Raw genomic sequence first — 19597 nt, forward strand, 5'->3', positions numbered from 1 at the left:
AAGGTGGTCGTGGTTTCACGGGATGTGACCGAGAAGAAAAAATTGGAGCAACAGATTCTCCGCAACCAGCGGATGGAGAGCATCGGCACCCTCGCCGGAGGCATCGCGCATGACCTCAACAACGTCCTTTCGCCGATTTTGATGGCCGTCGAAATCCTCAAGAAGAAACATCGGGACCAGGAAACCCAGAAGATTCTTCTCACCCTCGAATCGAGCGCCCAGCGCGGCGCGGGGATGGTCAAGCAGGTCCTCACGTTCGCGCGGGGACTGGAGGGAGAGCGGGCCCCCCTGCAGATCGCACACCTCATCCGGGAGATGGAGCAGATCGTCCGCGAAACGTTTCCAAAATCGATTCGCCTCAAGGTACAGATTCCCAAAGGCCTCTGGACTGTGAACGGGGACGCGACCCAGCTCCACCAGGTGCTCCTCAATCTCTGCGTCAACGCCCGGGACGCGATGCCTCAGGGCGGCACTCTGACGATCAGCGCCGAAAATTTTGAAGTCGATCAGAGCTACGCGGGCATGCAATTGCAGGCGAAAACGGGCCCGCACATCATCGTCAACGTCGCCGACACAGGGACGGGAATCCCGCCCGCGATTCTCAGCAAGATTTTCGAGCCTTTTTTCACGACCAAGGAGGTCGGAAAGGGGACCGGACTGGGTCTCTCGACGGTGAACAGCATCGTCGCAAACCATCAGGGATTCATGAACGTCTACAGTGAACCGGGGAGAGGCACGCAGTTCAGGGTCTATCTGCCCGCGCAGAGCAGCGTCGATGAGGAGACCAGGGGGGAGAAGAAGCCGGAGTTGCCGCTCGGCGGGGGAGAGCTTATTCTCCTCGTCGACGATGAGGCTTCGATCAGGGACATTTGCAAGGCGACCCTCGTTTCGTTCGGGTACCGGGTCGTGACCGCCTCGGACGGGGCGGAAGCCCTCGCGCTCTTCGTTCAGCAGAAGGGGGAAATCAAGCTCATCATTACCGACATGATGATGCCTCTGATGGACGGCAGGGCGACGATTCGGGCGATCCGGCGCATCAACCCCTCGATGAAGGTGATTGCGACCAGCGGGTTGTCGGAGGAGGCGAGAGCGATCGAACATTCCGACCTGGGGGTGCAGGCGTTCATGCAAAAACCGTATACGGCGGAAAAATTGCTCCGAACCGTCAGCGAGATTCTCGGAGTGTGAAGGCCGGCGCCCTACGCCAGGATATCCCGCAATGTCCTGAGCAGCTTTTCGGCCGTATAGGGCTTGGTCAGGAAACCCTTCACCCCCTGCTCCGATAGATCGAGGTTTTTCCCGTTCGAGGTCAGGCCGCTCGCGGCAAGAATTCTCACCTCGGGATTGAGCTTCCGCAGCGCCCTGATGGTCGCTTCCCCATCCATGTAGGGCATCATCATATCGGTGAGCACGGCTTTGACCCGCCGCTTGTGCTCCGAGTAGAGCGCAATTCCCTCCGCGCCGTCGCTGGCGGTAATCACCTCGTAGCCGTAGGTCTCCAGGGTCTCTTTCGTAATCTCACGGATCGAAGCTTCGTCATCGATGACGAGGATCAGTTCTCCCTCTCCGTCCGGCAGAGGTTCGCGCTCGATGACAGGCTCCGCCGTAGCCCGCTTCGATTGGGCCGGGAAATAGGTCTTGAAGGTCGTCCCTCTCCCGGGTTCGCTGTAAACGCTGATAAATCCGCCGTGGCCCCGGACGATGGCGAGAACCGTGGAAAGGCCCAGTCCGGTCCCCTTGCCGACTTCCTTGGTCGTGAAAAACGGGTCGAATATCTTTTCGATCACTCCGGGAGGCATCCCCATTCCCGTGTCCGAGACCTGGATCAGAACGTAGTTGCCTTCCTTCGCATCGGGGTGCATGCGGGCGTAATGCGCATCGAGCGCGGCATTTTCCGCCTCCATTTTCAAGACCCCGCCGTTCGGCATCGCGTCCCTTGCGTTGACGCAGAGATTGAGGAGTACCTGATGTACCTGCGTCGGATCTCCGGTGATGGTCCAGAGGTCTCTCCCCATTTCCGTGCGGACTTGAATCGATTTCGGGAAGGTATCGGATGCGATCTTGCCCATCTCCTCCACAAGATGTTTCGGCTGGAGAACCATTCGTTCCCCTTCAACTCCCCGCGCAAACGCGAGCACCTGCCTGATCATGCTCGCGCCGCGGTGGGCGCTTGCCGCCAGCGTCTCCAGGATCGGCCTGCTCTCATTGTCCGGAAACCTTCTCTTCAAAATTTCGAGAGCCATTGTGATCGGGGAGAGTACGTTGTTGAGATCGTGGGCGATTCCCCCCGCCAGGGTCCCTATGCTCTCCATTCTCTGGCTGCGCAGGAACTGCTGTTCCAGCTTGCGCTTCTCCGTAATGTCCCGGGAAACCACCACCACTTTATCGACTTCCCCCCGGTCGTTTCTGATCACGCTCCCTTGCGATTCGATAAACCGGACGCTTCCATCGTGCGTCAGGAAGCGGAACTCCGCCCGCTGCCCGGCTCCTGTCCGCACGGTCTCCCGGAAGATGGCCTTCACGCGCTCGCGGTCGTCGGGATGGATCTCCTGGAAGGAGTCTGTGCCGCGGAGGGAGTCCGTCGCTCCCAAAATGCTGGTGTAGGAGGGACTATTGTAGATACGCCTTCCTTCGAGATCGAGAACGGCGATGAGATCGGTGATATTTTCCGCGATCAGCCGGAATTGCTCCTCGCTCTCCCTGAGCCGCTCTTCCGACTGCCTGCGCTCCCGCCGCAACTCCGCTTCCCGAAGGGCCCGGGTCACGGCAGGCGCCAGCCGCTTCAAATTCCCCTTCATGACGTAATCATACGCTCCGGCCTGGATCGCGCTCACGGCCGCGTCCTCCCCCATCGTGCCCGAAACGAAAATGAACGGAACTTCGAGGTTCTTGCCTTTCATCAGATAGAGCGCATCCGTGCCGTTGAAATGCGGCATGCTGAAATCGCAGAATATGATGTCCCAACTCCGTTTATCCAGCGAGGCATTGAGCGCCGCCGGAGTTTCGACGCGCTCAAACGACAGGTCGAACCCCGACCGGCGCAGATCGCGCACCAGCAGCTCGGCGTCGTCCTCCGAGTCTTCGACGATCAGGGCGTGAAGTTTCTTTTTCAGGCTATCCTCCGTTCTTGGGGGGCGGCTCGTTCAGAACGAGCCAGTACATCTTGAGCTGCTTCACGGCCTCGGTAAACTGGACGAAGTCCACCGGCTTCCGGATATAGCTGTTGGCGCCGAGCTTGTACCCTTTGAGCCTGTCCTGTTCCTCCTTTGACGATGTGAGGATCACCACGGGAAGGATGCTCGTCCGGTCGTCGGCCCGTATACGCTTGAGGACCTCCATCCCGTCGATTTTCGGGATTTTCAGATCCAGCAGGACGACCTCCGGCAACTTGCTCGAATCACGGCTGGAATACCGGCCCGTGGCGAAGAGATAGTCCAGGGCTTCGACCCCGTCGCGGGCCACGACGATCTCGTTCACAACATTGTTCTGCTTCAGCGCCCTGACGGTGAGAAGCTCGTCATCGGGGTTATCCTCCACGAGCAATATGACCTTGCTTGCCATAACGTTCTCCTAAGTAAGAGTAAAGTAAAATGTCGCGCCTTTTTCGGGCTTTCCCTCGGCCCAGATTCTTCCGCCGTGGCGATGGATGATGCGCTGGACCGTTGCGAGCCCGATGCCGGTCCCCGGAAACTCGCTGATCTTGTGGAGCCGCTGGAACGCTCCGAACAGTTTATCCGCGTAGGTCATGTCGAACCCGGCACCGTCATCGCGCACGAAATAGACGGTGCTCCCGTTTTCCTGCATCGTTCCGAAGGCGATCATCGCGTGCTCGTGATTCTTCGTGTATTTCCAGGCGTTCCCGAGAAGATTCTCCAGGACGATGTGGAGGAGCCGCGGGTCCCCTTCCCCGCTCACGCGGGGGGCGATGACGAACCGGACCTGCCGATCCTCCTGGGACCTCGAGAGCTCTTCCGCGATCGAGTTCGCTATTTTCGTCAGGTCCACCCTCTCACGGCGCATTTCCCCCCTCGAAACGCGGGACAAATTGAGGAGGTCGTCGATGAGCTGCCCCATCCGCTGGGAGGAGGCCCGAACGCGTCCGAGATAATCCTTCCCCTTCTCGTCGAGCTTGTTGTCATAATCCTCGAGGAGGGCCTGGCCGAACCCGTCGATGCTTCTGAGAGGTGCGCGAAGGTCGTGGGACACCGAATAGCTGAACGCCTCGAGCTCCTTGTTGGCGGCTTCGAGCTGTGCGGTGCGATCGATCACCCGCCGTTCCAATTCCTCGTTGAGCCGCCGTATTTCATCCTCCGCCCGCTTGCGGTCCGTGATGTCTCTCGCGATTTTCGAGGCGCCGACGATCCTTCCGCGGTCGTCCATGATCGGGGAAATCGTCGCGGAAATATCGATCGGCGTGCCGTCCTTCCTGACACGGACGGTCTCGAAATGGGTGATCCTTTCCCCGCGGGAGATTCTCCCAAGAATGTTTTGCTCCTCGTTCGTCCGGTCCGGCGGGATAAGAATCATGCCCGACTTCCCGATTGCTTCGCGCGCCGAATACCCGAACACCCGTTCCGCGCCCGGGTTCCAGCTCGTGATCGTCCCGTCGAGCGTTTTCCCGATGATCGCGTCGTCCGAGGATTCTATGATCGCGACCAGTTTCAACCGGGTTTCCTCCGCGATTCTGCCGTCATGGATATCGGTCACGGTCCCTATCCATTCCCGGACGGTCCGGTCCGGATTGAAGAGCGGAACGGCGCGCGCGGTACAATACCGGTACGATTTGCCCTGAGCCTGCCAGATTCTTCCTTCGGATTCGAACAACGTTCGGGATCTCCTCGCCTCTTCCCAGAGGGCTCGTATCAGATTTCGGTCGTCGGAATGGAACGCCTCAAGCCATCCGAACCCCGCATGCTCCTCCCAGCGCTGGCCCGTGTATCTCTCCCATGATTTTTGAGGGACCGCAAATTTGCCATCCTGATCCGCGGACCAGACGATGGAGGTTAATCCTGAAACCAGCGACCGGTATCGCTCCTCGCTGATCCGGAGCTCGCGCTCCGCTTTTCTCCGCTCCGTGATGTTGATCGCCACTACAAGGACGGCTTCCTTGCGTTCAAATTCCGTGACATGAGACACAATGTCGACGTCGATCACGGAGCCGTCTCTCAACCGGTGGCGCCAGGGACCCGATGTTTGGAGAACAAGCCTCCCGTCGTTCAGGTTCGACATGAGGGCCGGGATGTCCTCCGGCGGCCTGATTTCCGTAATTCTCATCTCGAGGAACTCATCCCTCGAATAGCCGTAGGCGCTCACCGCGCTCTGGTTCACCTCGAGGAATTGCAGACTCCGGGTGTCATAGACCCACATCGGAAGCGGATGAGTATCGAAGAGGTGGCGAAACCTCTCCTCGCTCTTTCGGAGGACGTCCTCCGCTTTCTTGCGCTCGCCTATTTCCCTCGCCATCGATTCGTTTGCGTCGCGGAGATTGGAATCGCGCGTGTGAATCTGCGAAAGCATCTGGTTAAAGGCGTCAGCCAGGAGCCCCAGCTCGTCGTTCGAGGTCTTTTGGGCCCGAACGGAGAAATCCTGATGCTCGGAAATCAGCCGGGACGTCTCCGCCAGCTCAAGGATGGGTTGCGAGATATTCCGCTTCAGCCTCGACGCCACCAGGAATGCGGCCCCGAGGCCCCCAAGGAGGACCATCGAGGCGATGGTTCCGTAGGAGACGATCCGGTCGTTGAGCTCTTTCAGGTCCGATTCGAGGTAGATCGTCCCGATCCGCTCGTTATTCAGCACGATGGGCTGGAACAACCGCAGGCGGTCCTCCTCATAATAATATCCGTCGGGTTCGGCATGTTCCGGCACCGCGTATTTCGTTCCGGTTCGTTTGTATTCCGCAAAGAGCTGGCCGTCCTTGGTGTAGACGCCTCCCAGCCGGATGTGCGGCTGCGATTCCGACGCCTGGAGCGTCTGCTGCGCGTCGCTCTTGTTGGAAAACGTCAATGCAGCCGTGCAGTTCTGCCCGATGATTTCCGCTTTCGCGGAGACGTCCTTGACGAGGAGATCCCGGAAGGTGAGAAGCTCGTACGTCACAAATCCCGCCGCCACCAATACGACGGAAAGCACGCTCGTGGACATGATCACCACGTTGAGCTTTCTGCTGATGGGGCTGTTGCGGAACGAAGCCATGCGCTTATTTCCCGCCCTCTGCCGATCCGACCAGACGCGCAAGCCGGAGAAGCCTTGAACTGGCGCGAAGGTTCGCGTTCTTCAGGGCGTCCTGATTGATCTCAAACTTCAATTTGTTCTCCTGAACGAAGAAGTTGATCGCGCCCCCCTCCTCGGCAAACCCGTCCACTTCGCCGACCGTCAGGACGCTCGATCCCTCCGTGGAAACGAGAATGGACGGGATCTCGTTCCGCTCCGACCTGGGAACGAAGAGCACCTGGCATTCCCGGATCGATTTCGTGTCCCGGAACTTGCGAACCACGATTTCCCTTCCGTGGACCCTTTCCCCCTGAACGATCTGTTCGAGGATATTCGCAAGGGGCTCCTGATTCAGAATCCCAATGGTGACGGGGGAAGACCTGTTGGTGAAGGAGCTCTCCGGCCATTCGATGAACTGGAGAAAGTTGTAGAGATAGGCAGCCTTGAACTTCGATTCCTTTCCGGCCTCCTGCTGGGCGGGAGATTGCGCGGCGGCAATCCAGCAGGCGATTGCGAGAAGGAGGGCCGCTCCCCGATGACGGGTCCGGTTCATTGCACCGCCGGGTCGAATGCGCGAGCTTCTATTGTCACCCGCTAGTACGTCCAATCGATTCTCCCGAGCACCGCTCTCTCGATTTCATTTCGCCCGGACGGCGATCCGAATTCAGGATGCCGGTCCCGCAGGAGATTTTGACCGGTGACCGATACCGCGAGGTTCCTGGACACGTTCAGTGCCAGCCGGAGATCCAGGGTTACGAACCCGGGCACCGGAGCGCTCGCCAGAGTCAGGTCGCTGACGCCCCGCAACCACGCATCCAGCTCGATGTGTTTCGTGAGATTCATCAGAGAATGGATCTTCAGCCTGTGCCTGGCGTCGTTTCCCTCGCCCAGGCCCATGTTGATATCGTGGCTCCCGGGTTTCACGGCGATAAACTCCTGGAAGAACACATACCCGGTTCTGAGCCTCCACCAGTCGGTGGGTTGGCAACTGAGCACGATTTCCGCGCCGGAGGATGTCCCCTCCAATCCGTTCGCGATGACCCAGGGAGGGCCCGGCTCGACACTGCGCAAATCATCGTAGAGGTTGTAGAATGTCGCCACATCGAGCGTAGCCAGGCGTGAAGAAAACCTGTACCCAAGCTCGAGCGCAACAAGCTTTTCAGATCTGAGGTTGGGCCCTCCTGCGAGGAGATACGGCGGGACACCCGGCACATACAGGTCGCGATCGATGCGGGAGGGTGTTCTCACGGCGCGCGAGACGGAAGTCCATAAGAAATGATCCGGACTCACCAGCCACGAGAGTCGGGCGCTCGGCTGGAACTGTAATCCGGTGAAATCGTTCCGTTCGAACTTGGATCCGAGAGTGAGGCTCAGGTGTTCGACGATCGTGATCTCATCCTGCAGGAAGGCTGTATAGAGCCGGAAGTCCAGATTCGGGGGCAGAAACGCCAGAACGTGCGTATTCTCCACGTCGTCCATATAGTATCGAAAACCGACGCCCCAGGTAAAGTCGATCAACCCGGGCGAGCGGAGGCGATGTTGAAAATCGAAGTCATACGTGTTGAGGTTCTCTCCGAACGTGTTGGGAAGAATCCGGTGCGTCCGGTCAAAGTAGGACTGAATCTCGAAGCTTGAGTGCTCATCGACGGTGTGGGTCCAGCGCCCCAGAACATTTCCCCCGTTTATCTGAATATCCCCGTTCACGGGCTCTGAGGCTGTCCCGGCATAGAGATCGCCCTCGAAGACCATCGCATCTTTTTCATTCGCGTCCCAATCCGCCCGGAAGCCGCCCTGGCCGACCCTCCACGCGTCCGAGCCGTCGAGTCCCGTGGAACGCATGGAATTATCCTTATCAAAATACATGCCATAGACCCTGTACGTGGCACGCTCGCCCAGATGGCCGCCGTAACGAACACCCCCGAACACCCGGTCGGTCGTACCGGCACCGCCGTAGGCATTCCACCCCTGTGAAGCCGGGTCACCCGACCTCCGGGGAATCACATTGATGACCCCGTTCACCGCATTCGCACCCCAGAGGGTTCCTCCCGGGCCGCTCACTACTTCCAATCGTTCGATATCCGGCAGAAAGAGATTCTGCACGTCCCAGAATACGCCCGAGTAGAGGGGCGTGTAGACAGACCGCCCGTCTATCAAAACGAGCATCTTGTTCGCCGCCGTTCCGTTGAAGCCCCTCGCGCTGATCGCCCATTGCCGGGAGTCGATTTGAGCGGTGCCGAGGTTGGGGGCAAGCCGGAGCGCTTCAGGCAGCGTCGTGGCGCCCGAGCGCCGGATGTCCTCCTGTGCCACCACTTGGACCGCAGCCGGCGTTTCAAACAGCGGCGCGGCATGCTTGGACACGGAGGTAACATCCATCTGCATCAATTCCTCAAGATTCTTTCCCTTGAGCTCCTGCCCGGAGAGCGTATCACTCAGTGCCTCCTGCGCACGGCAATCGGCGAATAAAACTAAGGAACTAAAGAACAGGAGTGGAATGAACAGCCCTGGTTGAAAGATCTTATGTACCCCCCTCATGCGGTCCTCTCTGGAAACGGTATCATTCTCAAAATGCCCCTTTGATTATTTTGGGATCTCCAGCCGTTCGCAGAAAAATATTGAATCTCCGTCATAAAGTCAATGCTTCCCCTCTATTTCTAATAAATTGAAGCGCCGGACCCCACCCATTACTTAGTATGGTCATGCGGGGGTTCACTCAACCGTAACAGGAACCGGGATGGCCTAAGTAATTCTAGAGAATACCGGATGATTGCTTTTTCTCCATGTTGAGCGGTTTCAGGTCTATAATTTACCATAAATAGATCTCGCCGTCAATGGGGTCTAGACCTACCGGGAGCGTAGTAGAACACCTACCCTGCTTGGGGAACGAATGCGGGCCAGAGGGGAAGATGAAACAGGGATACCGGCGGGCGCCGGTTGAAGCCGATAGATCACGCCGGGAGGAGTTTCCGGAGACTGCCATGAGACCGTTGGGGTGCGAGAAGCCGCCCCCCAACGCATACTTCAGTGTGCGACCTTGATATACCCCCAATGATCCTGTTGCTTCGAGAAGATCTCATGTATGCCGTCCGGCACGGTCTGCACGCCCTCGAGCAAATCCTTCTTCTCGACCTTATTGTTCTTCATGGCGATCTCGCACACCTTGAACGAGACATTCGGATTCGTCATGGCTTCCTTCACGTTGGCGGCGTATGCCGATCGTTCGGGCATCACGAGCTCCAGGCCTTTGCCGTACATGACGACCTCCAACTCCGTTTTGGGGTTCAGCGCGGTCACCTCCTTGATCCACCGGAGGACCGCTTTCTGGTCGAGGGTATCCCTGCTTGTGAGATCGAACACCATTTTGTACGGCTCGGTCTGGGCTGCCGCAACGACGCAGCAGAGGACCGCGAGGCATGATGCAAGCATGAGTCGTTTCATGGCGAGTCCCTTCATTAATTGTTTTCCCGTTCGGAGCTTTTTGAGGGCTGAAAATCAGGATGGCCGGTCTGCCAGAGCACAAACGAGTACTGGTCGGCGAAATTCCTGAACGTGACTTCCTTGTCTTCCGTAAAATGCCCGTTGTCGTAATTGACCTTCATGAGGACAGGCTTGTCCGAAGCCGTCGCCTGCTGGAGCGCCGCCGCGAATTTTCCGGGCTCCCACGCGACCACGCGGGGATCGTTCCAGCCGCCGACGCAAATGACGGCGGGATACTTCACGCCGCGCTTCACATGCTCCAGCCCGTCCATCTCGTGGAGCGCCATGCATTCGGCCGAGTCCTTCACGGTTCCGAACTCGGGGATGTTGGCGGGCCCGTTCGGCGCAAACTCCATGCGCATTGCGTTCGCGCAACCCACGTTGCAGATGGCAGCCCCGAAGAGGTCGGGCCGTTCGGTGATGGCGCGGCTGATGAGAATGCCGCCGGCGCTAGTCCCCATCCCCGCAAGTTTTTGGGGAGAAGTGTAGCCGTTTTTCACAAGGTATTCACCGCAGGAGATGAAGTCTTTCCACGTGTTCGGTTTTGTGGACTTGTACCCCGCTTTGTACCATTCTTCCCCCTTTTCACCGCCTCCCCGGACATGCGCGAACGCCATCACGACCCCGCGCAACGCGACCGAACGGAGGATGCTGAACCCCGGCGTGGTGCTGATCCCGTACGCGCCGTATCCCTGCATCAGACAGCAATTCTTTCCGTCCCGGGCCATCCCCTTTTTGTACACGATGGAGAGGGGGATCATGGTGCCGTCATGCCCGGGGACTTCGACCTCTTCGGCCACAAGGTTCTCAAACCCCGGATACGACACATCCACATTGAAAATACTCCTGGAAAACGTATCGGTTTCCCCGTCATAGTCGTACCAGGTGAGGGGGACGACCCACGAGGTGATGTTGACGATGCAACGGTCCGTCGACTGGTCGGGGCAGAAAATCCCCGCATTGCCCGAGCCCGGCAGCTTGACTTCGGAGCTCTGCCCGCTCGTAAGATTGTACTTCACGAACCGGTTGGTGATCCCGTTCGAGTAGACGACAAAGAGGAAACTCTTCGTCTTGGTGATATACTGGATCGCATCCTTCTGCTCCGGGATGACCGTGACCGCATTGTTCCAATCCGGGTGCGCCACATCGGTCGACACGAGTTTATACTGCGGCGCGTTCTTCAGGGTGACGGCGTAGATCTTGTCCTTGTAATACTCCATCCCCCGGACCAGGCTGTCGGAAGGCTCGCAGAGCACTTTCCAGTCAAGCTTCGCCTGTTCCAGTTGCGACGCGGGGGCGTAGAAGACGCGCATCTCGTTCCGGACGTTGCTGAGGCTCGCAAAGACGTATTGGGGGTAGGTCTTGTCGATGCTCGCAAAGGGGAGCTCGTTGGGGGCGATATTCAGGCCCGGGTAGGCTTCGTTGCTGAAGAAATCCCGGTCCGTGGCCGGGTCGGCGCCGACCCGGTGGAGTTTCGTTTTGGTGTTGAGCTCGAATTCCGCGCTCTTGTTGTCGGCCGTCTTCTGGGAGAAGTAGAAAAACGACTGGTTGTCGAGAGTCCAGCCGATCGGCCCGAACCAACTCGGATAAATGCTGTCGGCGGCGAGGGTGCCCGAGTCGACGTTCAACACCCGCAGCTCCGAGACCTCAGCCCCGCTCGCCGAAAGCCCCAGCGCAATTCTCTTCCCGTCATAGCTGGGAACGACGGCCTGGATGGTGGTTTTCACACCCGGTTTGTAGCTGCCCGGATCGAGCAGCAGTTTTTCCGGACCGCTCCACCCCTCCCGGTAATACAATTTTCCCACGTTTTCTCCGCCGAGGGTCTTTTTGTAAAACAGCCGGCCGCCCTCATAGGCGATGCTCGAGTAGTTCGCGGGCTTTCGCTTATCCAGCTCCATCCATTCCTTCACAAGCCGGTCTCGGCCGACGATCTTGTTGAGCATATTGTTGCTCAGATCGGCCTGGGCCTGAAACCAGTCGACAACTTCCTTGTCCTTCATGTTCTCGAGCCAGCGGTAGGGGTCTTTCGAGGTCATCCCCCAGTACGTGTCGCTGCTGTCGACGGTCTTTGTGGGCGGATAGACCCACTGGGCTGTCGTACCGGCGGCGGAGAGCAGGAGCATTGCGAATGCAAACAGGGTTTTCATCGGTGAATCTCCTCTGTGTTGGTAAATCGGTTGCCTCCGGCGCGCGCAACGGGCGGGTTGCGGCGTGCTACGAACCAGTTACGGTCAGGTACTTTGAGCTGCGGGGGCAAGCCCCTTACCGAAAGGGACCGCCTCAATCTCCTTCGAGAGAGCGAGCTCCGTCATCCGCTTCCGTTCGGCCCGGGAGAGGAATCCGACGGCGACGAAAATAAATCCGAGAGAGACCCAATCCTGGGTTTTCGGAAACGCTCCTCCGAATAGGATAGCGGATACGAGCGTGGCCGTCGTCCCCGCTACGAGCGAGGTCAGGCGGTTGACCAGCCCCGCAAACGTCGCGGTCCGGCCTTTGAACATGAAGATGAACACCGAGAAAAACGCGACCATCCCGTAGGCCATCCCGACAAGGACCGCCCAGAACCAGAACGAATTCGGGTTCACGAACGAATTGTGGAACAGCAATAATTGGCTGCTCGTCGAACCGAACCAATCGGGCGCGTGGAATAACGCCAGCCCGACGGCGAGCATCACGAACGATGCGGCTATCTGCTCGATCGCGAAGAAGCCGTTGTTGTCGAGCTTGACGCCTTTCGCCCGGGTATTCTTGTAGTAGTTCATGATGTAGATCCGGATCGAATAGGCGAGGATATAGCTGCCCAGGATGCTCATCGCGGCGAAGGAATGGACGAATTCAAAATCTCCTTTCCCCACCGAGAAAATGTTGACCGCGGCGGCGCCGATCGCAAAGACCACGGCGAAATTCTCCTCCCAGTAGACGCGCTTTTTCAGGATCCCCTGCCGGATCTGGACGGCATCCACGAGCCTGCCGATGATGATGACGCTGGCGCGCATGATCACCATCGCCACCATGACCGAGATCGGAAGCAAATACATGAGGGTTGTGGTGGGGATGACGATGGCCGTGCAGATTCCCGACGGGATGATGTAGAGAATTTCCCTGGGAAGCCGCAGGCTCCCCCAGGTCATGAGTTTGTTCGATTGGAGTTTGTACCACCTCAGGGCAAAGACGACGCCGAGACAGATGAGGCTCCCGCCGATCGTATTGAACGCCAGATACTCCACATCCTTCATCCCGGGATAACCGAGCTCGGGCCGCCCCGTGAAGTATTTCACGGCGACCCCGGTAACGACGTAGAACAGGAAATAGCCGGTACAGAGTTGTACGAGCCTCCCGGTGCTTCCTTCAGTCGTTTTCCACATTCTCCGGTCGATTCCCTCTCATGGCAGATGTGCCCCGGCGCGATGGCGGGAGCAAGTTTAATAATAGATTTTCGCCCGTTCAAAAGCAACCTCCGCCCCCGCGGCATGGTGTGGGGTCGTAACTTCATTTTTTGCTCGTCATCCCGACATGTTTTAGGTCGGGATCTTTATAAAAGAGTTGAAAGATGCTGACCAGGAGCATGTCAGCATGACGAGGTGGAGAGAGCTTCGGCCAAATTAAGACACCACCCGGCACGGAAATCATTCCCATGTTGAACGAAAAAGTATTATATTCAAGACCGACCGCCACTAAAACTAAAGGAGTATCCTTGGCCGAAAAGCTCAAACACCGCATCCTGATCGCCGATGATGAGGATGATCTTCGCAACCTCCTCGGCGACCTCCTCTCGGGGGCGGATTACGAGGTCATCTACGCTGCCGACGGCGAAGAGGCGATCGCACAGATCCGGAGCCAAAAACCCGATCTGGCCCTGCTCGACATCCAGATGCCGAGGCTCAACGGCATCGAAGTGCTGAAGTATGTCAACCAGAATTGCCCCTCCCTGCATGTCATCATGCTCACCGGATTTGCCGACCTGAAATACGCGATGGAGGCCCGCGAGTTCGGCGCCCGCGATTTCATCAGCAAGCCCTACAAGGTCGACGACATGCTTGAAACGATCTCCCGACTCCTGACCGAATAGATCGACCATCCAACGAACCGGGGTACCCCATGATCGAAGAGCTCAAAAATATTCCGAGCAAGGTAAATCTCGAGCAGTTCGACGTGAGCAAGTTCTCGAAAGAGAAAATACGCGAGCTGTTCAAAATGGGCAAGGTTCCGACGGCCGAGGCGATGGTCGAAGAAATCCTCATGCGCTCGCTCAAGGAAGGGGCGACGGATCTCCACTTCGAGCCGGCGGAGAACGAGATCCGGATCCGCATCGGGCAGGAGGGGGTTCTCAAGCTGCTCCTTTCGCTCCCGAAGGAAATCTCCGATAATCTGACGAGCGTGCTCAAGACCAGGGCGAGCCTCAACACCTTCGAGAAGAAGAAACCCCAGGAGGGCCGGTTTTCGATCAATGTCGCCACGCTCCAGTTCGACATCCGGATCAGCACGATGCCGGTCCTGACCGGCGAGCGGGCCGCACTCCGCATTCTGCAGAAGAACACGAGCGTTGCGCACATCGACGAGCTGGGATTCTCCAGGGAGATCCTCGCGAAATTCAGAGTCCTTCTTCGGAAACCGTCAGGCCTGATCCTGATCACGGGCCCGGCGAGCTCGGGCAAGAGCACGACAGTCTACGCCGCGGTGAACGATCTTCAAACCATGGAGAAGAATATCATCACCGTCGAAAACCCGGTCGAGTACCGGCTGGACTTCGCCGCGCAGGTCACCCCCTCGGCCGACAAGACGTTCACGTTCGCCGACGCGCTCCGCTCGATTCTCCGGCAGAACCCGAACATCATCATGATCGGTGAAATCCGGGATGCGGAGACCGGCATCGTCGCGGCGGAAGCCGCGCTGACGGGCAACCTGGTCCTGAGCACGATGCTCTCCAGCGATGCGGTCGGCACGATCCTCCGGCTCCACAACCTCGGCATCCCTCCCTACTGGCTCGCGACCACTCTTGCCGGCGTGGTCTACCAGCAGCTGGTCAGGAAGATCTGCGAGTTCTGCAAGGAAGAGTATACGCCCCCCGAGGAGGAACACTCGCTCTTCATGGATACGGTCGCGGGCAAGTCAAAATTCTTCCGGGGGAAGGGCTGTCCGAAATGCGACGGCACCGGGTACCGCGGGAGGACCGCGATCCACGAAATCCTCGTCATCAACGACCAGCTGAGAGACCTCATCTATCAGGAGGCTTCGTTCATGAAACTCAAGGAGGCCGCGCGCGTGGCCGGTTTTGAGAATATCTATCAGGACGCCGTAAAGAAGGTCGCCGCCGGTGAAACGACAATCGCCGAGTTCTCCAGAGCGATCGGCTGACCGGTATTCACGCCGTCCCCGTGCAAGATTGCCGGTTCCTCCGATCAGCATAGATTACTGTAAACCCCCGATTTGGACGGAATAATTTACCGGCCCCGCCAGCCCCCCCCGCCTCTCATTCGGCGCCTCACTCGAGAAAAGCTCCAAAATTGATTGATTTCGTTAACGAAAGGCACGGGGAAGCCCTTCCATTGCGGGTTGGCTCGATAGTTGCACTATTTTCTCCACAGAAAACAGAATTCCTTAATATGGGGGTTTCATGGGACAACAACAGCTTCTTTTAGTCATCCTAGGCATCATCATCGTGGGTATTGCGATCTCGGTGGGTGTCACACAGTTTGGCGCCCATAGCCAGCAGGCAAACAAGGATGGGGTAACGGAGAGTCTCGTCGCAATCTCCGCGAATGCGTATCAGTTCAAGATCCGTCCGAGCACCATGGGCGGCGGCAGCAACTCGTTTGTCGGTTATGCCGTGCCGACGAAAATGAGCAGGGACGATAACGGGTTCCTGTACGTCACCGGAACCGTCACCGCGTCAAGCTGCGAGATCCAGGGAACCTCCACCATTAACACGAACTGGGTCGCGTCGTGTGTCGTAGACGATTCGGGGAAAACGACGATCACGTACGTGGGTTGGTGACGAGCGGTTCCTGACGGCGAAGAGCTTATCCGCCGTTCTCGTACCGAAGCTGTTCTTCCTTCGGTTTCTCGGGAGGAGCGCCGAAGTGATTGGTAAAACCGGGATACACGATCCGTGAATCCCGGGTATTGATGACCGTTTGATTCAGGACCGCAGTATTAAGTTCGTGTGGTGTCTCAATTTGGCCGAACATCTCTCCACCTCGTCATGCTGACATGCTCCTGGTCAGCATCTTTCAACTCTTTTATAAAGATCCCGACCTAGAACATGTCGGGATGACGAGCAAAAAATGAAATTGCGACACTACCTGAGTTCGAGTTGCTTCTTCTGGCTCGCGAAGAGGCCGGAAACCGTTGCAACAAGAGCGAGCTTCCCCTCGAACAACTCCTGCCGTGCCGGACCTCGTCACTTCAGAAGCATCATCTTCTTGACCAGCGTATAGGACTGGCTCACCGGATTTTCGTCATCGGTGGCGGTCTCCGCGACCAGCCTGTAGAAATAGACACCGGAGGCGAGTTTCAAGACGTCCCCGGACACTCCAACCTGGCTCCAACCCTCGTCGTGGGACTCTCTGTCGATAAGGGTGGCGACTACCTGCCCCAGCGTGTTATAGAGTTTCAGGGTAACGATGCTCGGTTGGACCAGATAAAACTCTATCGTCGTCGTGGGATTGAAGGGGTTCGGATAATTCTGTTCGAGCGTGAACCTCTCTGGGAATCCCGTCTGGTTGGAAGCCCTGGACGGCGCGGTCCCGAGAGCGGCAAACGAGCTGTCGAGGCGCAGGAACGGGACATCCGCCAGCCCGCGGACCGGCTTCACGCGCAGCTCCGACCCGAAGCTGATCGTATCCATCGGCCCCGAAAACGCTGAGTCGATCATCCGGATGATCCCATAGAGGCCGATCGAATCGAGGGCCTCGTATCCCGGGGGAATGGCGCAATGGTTCTTGCCGACGGTGTCTTTGTAAGACGACATGTAAGCGTCGAGCGTCGATGCGATCTCCCGGAGAGATTTGCCGTTGAAGGGATTGCTTCCTCCGGCGTTGAAGATGAGGTTTCCGAATCCGCCCGGGGTGATCCCAAGATCGCTCGCCTTGATATTCGCCTGCAGCGCGACCGCCTCGGCAAAGAGTTTGTTGTTCCCCTGTGTCGGAGTGAGATGTCTCTGCTGTTTCTTGATGGATTTTAGTACTGAATTGGCGTAGGTGCCAAGGCATCTGGGATCGCCGATATGCATTCTGCGCTTGCTGTCGACAAGGGACTTCATCACGTCTTTGTAATCCAGATGAAGCACGGTGTGGGGACCCCCGAGACCGACGCGAAGGCTCAAGCCTGCCCCCGCTTTGAGCACGTTGATCGCGTTCGGCATCGGTAACAGGAGCGTATTATCCACAAACGCGGCCGGCTTCCCGACAAGGCTCCGGTTCCCGTTCGAGAAGACCCACCACCACGTCGCCCCCGACTGAATCTTGGGCTTTGCCGCAAAACCGTGCAGTATAACCGTGTCCCCGGAATCGATCGGAGCGGCAAAGGTGATATCGACGCGCGTTTTCTTGAGGTTGAACGCCTGGCTTCCCCACGGGGTCACCTCAAGGGTGTCGACGACCGCCGGACTGAACTTCACGACCAGCTTCGTCACAATGGAATCGGAGGATTCGGTGTTGACGAATCCCATCCGAAACTCGGCCCTGGTGGGCTTCACCGGGATCGGCTTCGGCTTTCCTTTCAGGTCGAGGGCCAGCGCCAGTCTTTCCGGGAGAAACGTCCGGAACGAAAGGCTGAAAGTCGTGTCCCGCACGTTGCCGAACTCAATGCCGGAGAGGTTTTGCTCCGGTCCGAGATCGAGCACATAGGGGGCCAGATTGGCCGGATGCGTCTGCCGCCAGTTCGCGCGGAAAACCTCGCTCACCGTGTACTTGCCCGGCCAGAGCCCCGTGAGAGAGTAACTCCCGTCGGACTGTGTGACCGAGGAAGCCGAGGCGGAGGTTCCGTAGACAGTGGTGCCCACCGTGTTTAATTGAATCGTCCAGCCGCCGAGGCCCGCTTCGCCGCTATCCCTCGCGCCGTTTCCGTCGAGGTCGTTGAACTTCAGCCCGGAGATGCTTCCGGAGACAATCAGGTAGTTGCCGAAATCGACGCTATCGAGCGTCTCCCCGGAGTTCAGGACCAGGCTGTAGGGAACGGTCGGGACCGACGGCCACCAGCCGACATTCTGCTGTGACAGTAGTTCGGAAACCGTGCAGGTCCCGGGCGGAAGGCCCTGAAAAATGTAAAACCCGCTGCTATCGGTGGTCCTCTTTTTGTCATACAGTTTATGACCGGTCGAATCCCGTACGATGCAATGGATTTGGAAACCCGCCACTCCCACCTCGTCCGGATCGAACAATTGATTGCGATTACGATCGTTAAATTTCTGGCCCAGGACGGCGTTCGTCAACGGCGAGAAATAGTTGCCGAAATCCATATTGTTCAGCGTCGTGCTGAGATCGGGGATGTTCACGGCATACGTCTCGCTGGCCGGGAACGACTCAACCCATCCATGATGGAGGCGCCCGGGCGCCTCGCTGACCACGTATTGCCCAGGCTGAAGAACGAAGAGCTGGTACTGCCCGAGCGAGTCTGTGTAATCGTAGTCGATCGTCGTGCCGTTCGTGTCGGAGAGGATGACCCGCCAATCGGCCAGGAGCGAGTCGGTCCCCGGCTCATAGACGGAATCCTTGTTGACGTCGTTGAAGACCTTTCCGTTCACAAAGCTCGCATTGGTAAAATTTCCGAACCAGACGCTGTCGACGAGAGTGTCCGCCGACGACATTGTGATATCGATATGCGAAGGGAACGGGGAGGGGAACTTCTGGGTCCAGCCGGCCTTCTGCTCGTCGGTGAGAGTGTAGGATCCGAGCGGAAGCGGGAGCGTGAATTTCCCCCTGAAATTGGTCTTCGTCGAGATGGTGATGCCGCCGCCGGTCGCGGTCACCAGCCAGTCTTTCACGCCGCGGTCGGTGCTGTCCTTGACCCCGTTGTTATTCGCGTCGAAGAATGTTTTTCCCGTGATGGTTCCGCCCTGATCGAAGACGATCACGTTATCGACAAACCAGCCGGGGAAATCATTTTCAAGGGAGTCTCCTGTGTCAAAATAAAAGCGAAGGTTGACGGCATGCCCGATGTACGGCGTGAGATCGAGCGAACTGATCGTCCATCCGTAACTGTCTCCCGAGGGGGCGGAGCCGTAACCGCCCCGCAGGTGGGTCCAACTCGATCCCCCGTTCGTGCTGACATCGACCATGCAGAAATCCCACCCCGCTTCGGTGACATAATTCTCGGTGAAGAGGAGCGAAACCGGGCCGAGCGCGGCCGTCAGATCGATCGGGGGCGATTTCAACGCGGCGTTCACGCGCGCTCCCGTGTGGTAGGTTGCAGGCCCCTCTACTCCGGCCCACCAACTGTGGGTGGGAGAATTTGCATTCAGGGTCGACTGGTGCCAGACATCCGTGCCGGTGATCGCCTGGGTCGTCCACCCGTTCGTCCCTCCTTCCATATCATCCTGGAAGAAAATCACGGAGGATGTCGAGAGCGTGTTGTCGAACTTGAGCGTGACTCCGGGCTCCGAACGGAAGCCTGTTCTTCCCTTCGAAACGGTCTTGCCGATCCGGTCGCGATAGTCCCGGAGCTGGCGGTCGGCCTCCATCCTGCGCAACTGGCGCGAATCAGAGTGTGACCTGATGCGTGATGCGCCCGCGCCGGATGGCGCCGCGAGGAGCGTCAAACAGAGAAGGGAGAGCAGAATGCCGAAGTTCGGGAAGCCATGGCGCGGGGAGGAGATTCTATCAGTCGTCATAGGAGTGCCCCTTCTGGATATGTGCGAAGAGCGTTCTCTTCGTTCGGGGAACGAAGGCGGGTAGAAACGCCTGAGAGTATGGTAAAA

The 19597-nt window shown here is 58.1% G+C and carries 14 protein-coding genes; 4 read left to right on the plus strand and 10 right to left on the minus strand.

Annotated features, from left to right (window positions below):
• Positions 1-1188: ATP-binding protein (locus VI215_04145; protein ID HEY6191500.1), on the plus strand; the 1188-nt coding region annotated here is incomplete at its 5' end.
• An 11-nt stretch (positions 1189-1199) separates the two neighbouring features.
• Here the strand turns inward: VI215_04145 and VI215_04150 are convergent.
• The 8 genes from VI215_04150 to VI215_04185 form a co-directional block, all read right to left on the minus strand.
• A complete protein-coding gene (locus VI215_04150; GenBank protein ID HEY6191501.1) occupies positions 1200-3113 on the minus strand; it encodes a response regulator in 1914 nt (637 codons plus the stop codon).
• A gap of 1 nt (position 3114) precedes the next feature.
• On the minus strand, positions 3115-3561 hold the full coding sequence (locus tag VI215_04155; GenBank protein HEY6191502.1) for a response regulator: 447 nt from the start codon (positions 3559-3561) through the stop codon (positions 3115-3117).
• A gap of 9 nt (positions 3562-3570) precedes the next feature.
• Positions 3571-6189 (minus strand): PAS domain S-box protein, encoded by a 2619-nt coding sequence (locus tag VI215_04160; GenBank protein ID HEY6191503.1) that lies wholly within the window; start codon positions 6187-6189, stop codon positions 3571-3573.
• Positions 6190-6193: 4 nt separating this feature from the next.
• On the minus strand, positions 6194-6760 hold the full coding sequence (locus VI215_04165; protein ID HEY6191504.1) for a YfiR family protein: 567 nt from the start codon (positions 6758-6760) through the stop codon (positions 6194-6196).
• 41 nt (positions 6761-6801) lie between these two features.
• Positions 6802-8580, minus strand: a complete 1779-nt coding sequence (locus VI215_04170) for a TonB-dependent receptor (protein ID HEY6191505.1) — start codon at positions 8578-8580, stop codon at positions 6802-6804.
• Positions 8581-9225: 645 nt separating this feature from the next.
• Positions 9226-9642: a DsrE family protein gene (locus tag VI215_04175; protein HEY6191506.1), complete on the minus strand. Its 417-nt coding sequence runs from the start codon at positions 9640-9642 to the stop codon at positions 9226-9228.
• A 14-nt stretch (positions 9643-9656) separates the two neighbouring features.
• Complete coding sequence (locus VI215_04180) at positions 9657-11828, minus strand: prolyl oligopeptidase family serine peptidase (protein HEY6191507.1); 2172 nt, start codon at positions 11826-11828, stop codon at positions 9657-9659.
• Positions 11829-11912: 84 nt separating this feature from the next.
• On the minus strand, positions 11913-13046 hold the full coding sequence (locus VI215_04185) for a hypothetical protein (protein ID HEY6191508.1): 1134 nt from the start codon (positions 13044-13046) through the stop codon (positions 11913-11915).
• A 329-nt stretch (positions 13047-13375) separates the two neighbouring features.
• Here VI215_04185 and VI215_04190 point away from each other — a divergent pair, with 329 nt between their 5' ends.
• The 3 genes from VI215_04190 to VI215_04200 all read left to right on the plus strand — a co-directional run bounded on the left by VI215_04190 (position 13376) and on the right by VI215_04200 (position 15676).
• Complete coding sequence (locus VI215_04190) at positions 13376-13750, plus strand: response regulator (GenBank protein HEY6191509.1); 375 nt, start codon at positions 13376-13378, stop codon at positions 13748-13750.
• Positions 13751-13779: 29 nt separating this feature from the next.
• Positions 13780-15036: a GspE/PulE family protein gene (locus VI215_04195; GenBank protein ID HEY6191510.1), complete on the plus strand. Its 1257-nt coding sequence runs from the start codon at positions 13780-13782 to the stop codon at positions 15034-15036.
• Between the two features lie 259 nt (positions 15037-15295).
• Positions 15296-15676: a hypothetical protein gene (locus tag VI215_04200; GenBank protein HEY6191511.1), complete on the plus strand. Its 381-nt coding sequence runs from the start codon at positions 15296-15298 to the stop codon at positions 15674-15676.
• A 25-nt stretch (positions 15677-15701) separates the two neighbouring features.
• Here VI215_04200 and VI215_04205 read toward each other — a convergent pair whose 3' ends face one another.
• Together VI215_04205 and VI215_04210 are read right to left on the minus strand one after the other, a co-directional pair.
• A complete protein-coding gene (locus VI215_04205) occupies positions 15702-15869 on the minus strand; it encodes a hypothetical protein (GenBank protein HEY6191512.1) in 168 nt (55 codons plus the stop codon).
• A gap of 212 nt (positions 15870-16081) precedes the next feature.
• Entirely contained in the window at positions 16082-19510 is a 3429-nt protein-coding gene (locus VI215_04210; protein HEY6191513.1) for an SdrD B-like domain-containing protein, read from the minus strand.
• Between the last annotated feature and the right edge of the window lie 87 nt (positions 19511-19597).

The sequence above is a fragment of the Bacteroidota bacterium genome (genome assembly GCA_036522515.1).
Lineage (GTDB): Bacteria > Bacteroidota > Ignavibacteria > UBA10030 > SZUA-254 > VBOC01.

Coding starts and splice junctions, on each gene's coding strand:
- VI215_04155 (HEY6191502.1), bottom strand. CDS start 3,561: ATGGCAAGCAAGGTCATATTGCTCGTGGAGGATAACCCCGATGACGAG.
- VI215_04160 (HEY6191503.1), bottom strand. CDS start 6,189: ATGGCTTCGTTCCGCAACAGCCCCATCAGCAGAAAGCTCAACGTGGTG.
- VI215_04165 (HEY6191504.1), bottom strand. CDS start 6,760: ATGAACCGGACCCGTCATCGGGGAGCGGCCCTCCTTCTCGCAATCGCC.
- VI215_04170 (HEY6191505.1), bottom strand. CDS start 8,580: ATGGATGTTACCTCCGTGTCCAAGCATGCCGCGCCGCTGTTTGAAACG.
- VI215_04175 (HEY6191506.1), bottom strand. CDS start 9,642: ATGAAACGACTCATGCTTGCATCATGCCTCGCGGTCCTCTGCTGCGTC.
- VI215_04180 (HEY6191507.1), bottom strand. CDS start 11,828: ATGAAAACCCTGTTTGCATTCGCAATGCTCCTGCTCTCCGCCGCCGGT.
- VI215_04185 (HEY6191508.1), bottom strand. CDS start 13,046: ATGTGGAAAACGACTGAAGGAAGCACCGGGAGGCTCGTACAACTCTGT.
- VI215_04195 (HEY6191510.1), top strand. CDS start 13,780: ATGATCGAAGAGCTCAAAAATATTCCGAGCAAGGTAAATCTCGAGCAG.
- VI215_04200 (HEY6191511.1), top strand. CDS start 15,296: ATGGGACAACAACAGCTTCTTTTAGTCATCCTAGGCATCATCATCGTG.
- VI215_04205 (HEY6191512.1), bottom strand. CDS start 15,869: ATGTTCGGCCAAATTGAGACACCACACGAACTTAATACTGCGGTCCTG.
- VI215_04210 (HEY6191513.1), bottom strand. CDS start 19,510: ATGACGACTGATAGAATCTCCTCCCCGCGCCATGGCTTCCCGAACTTC.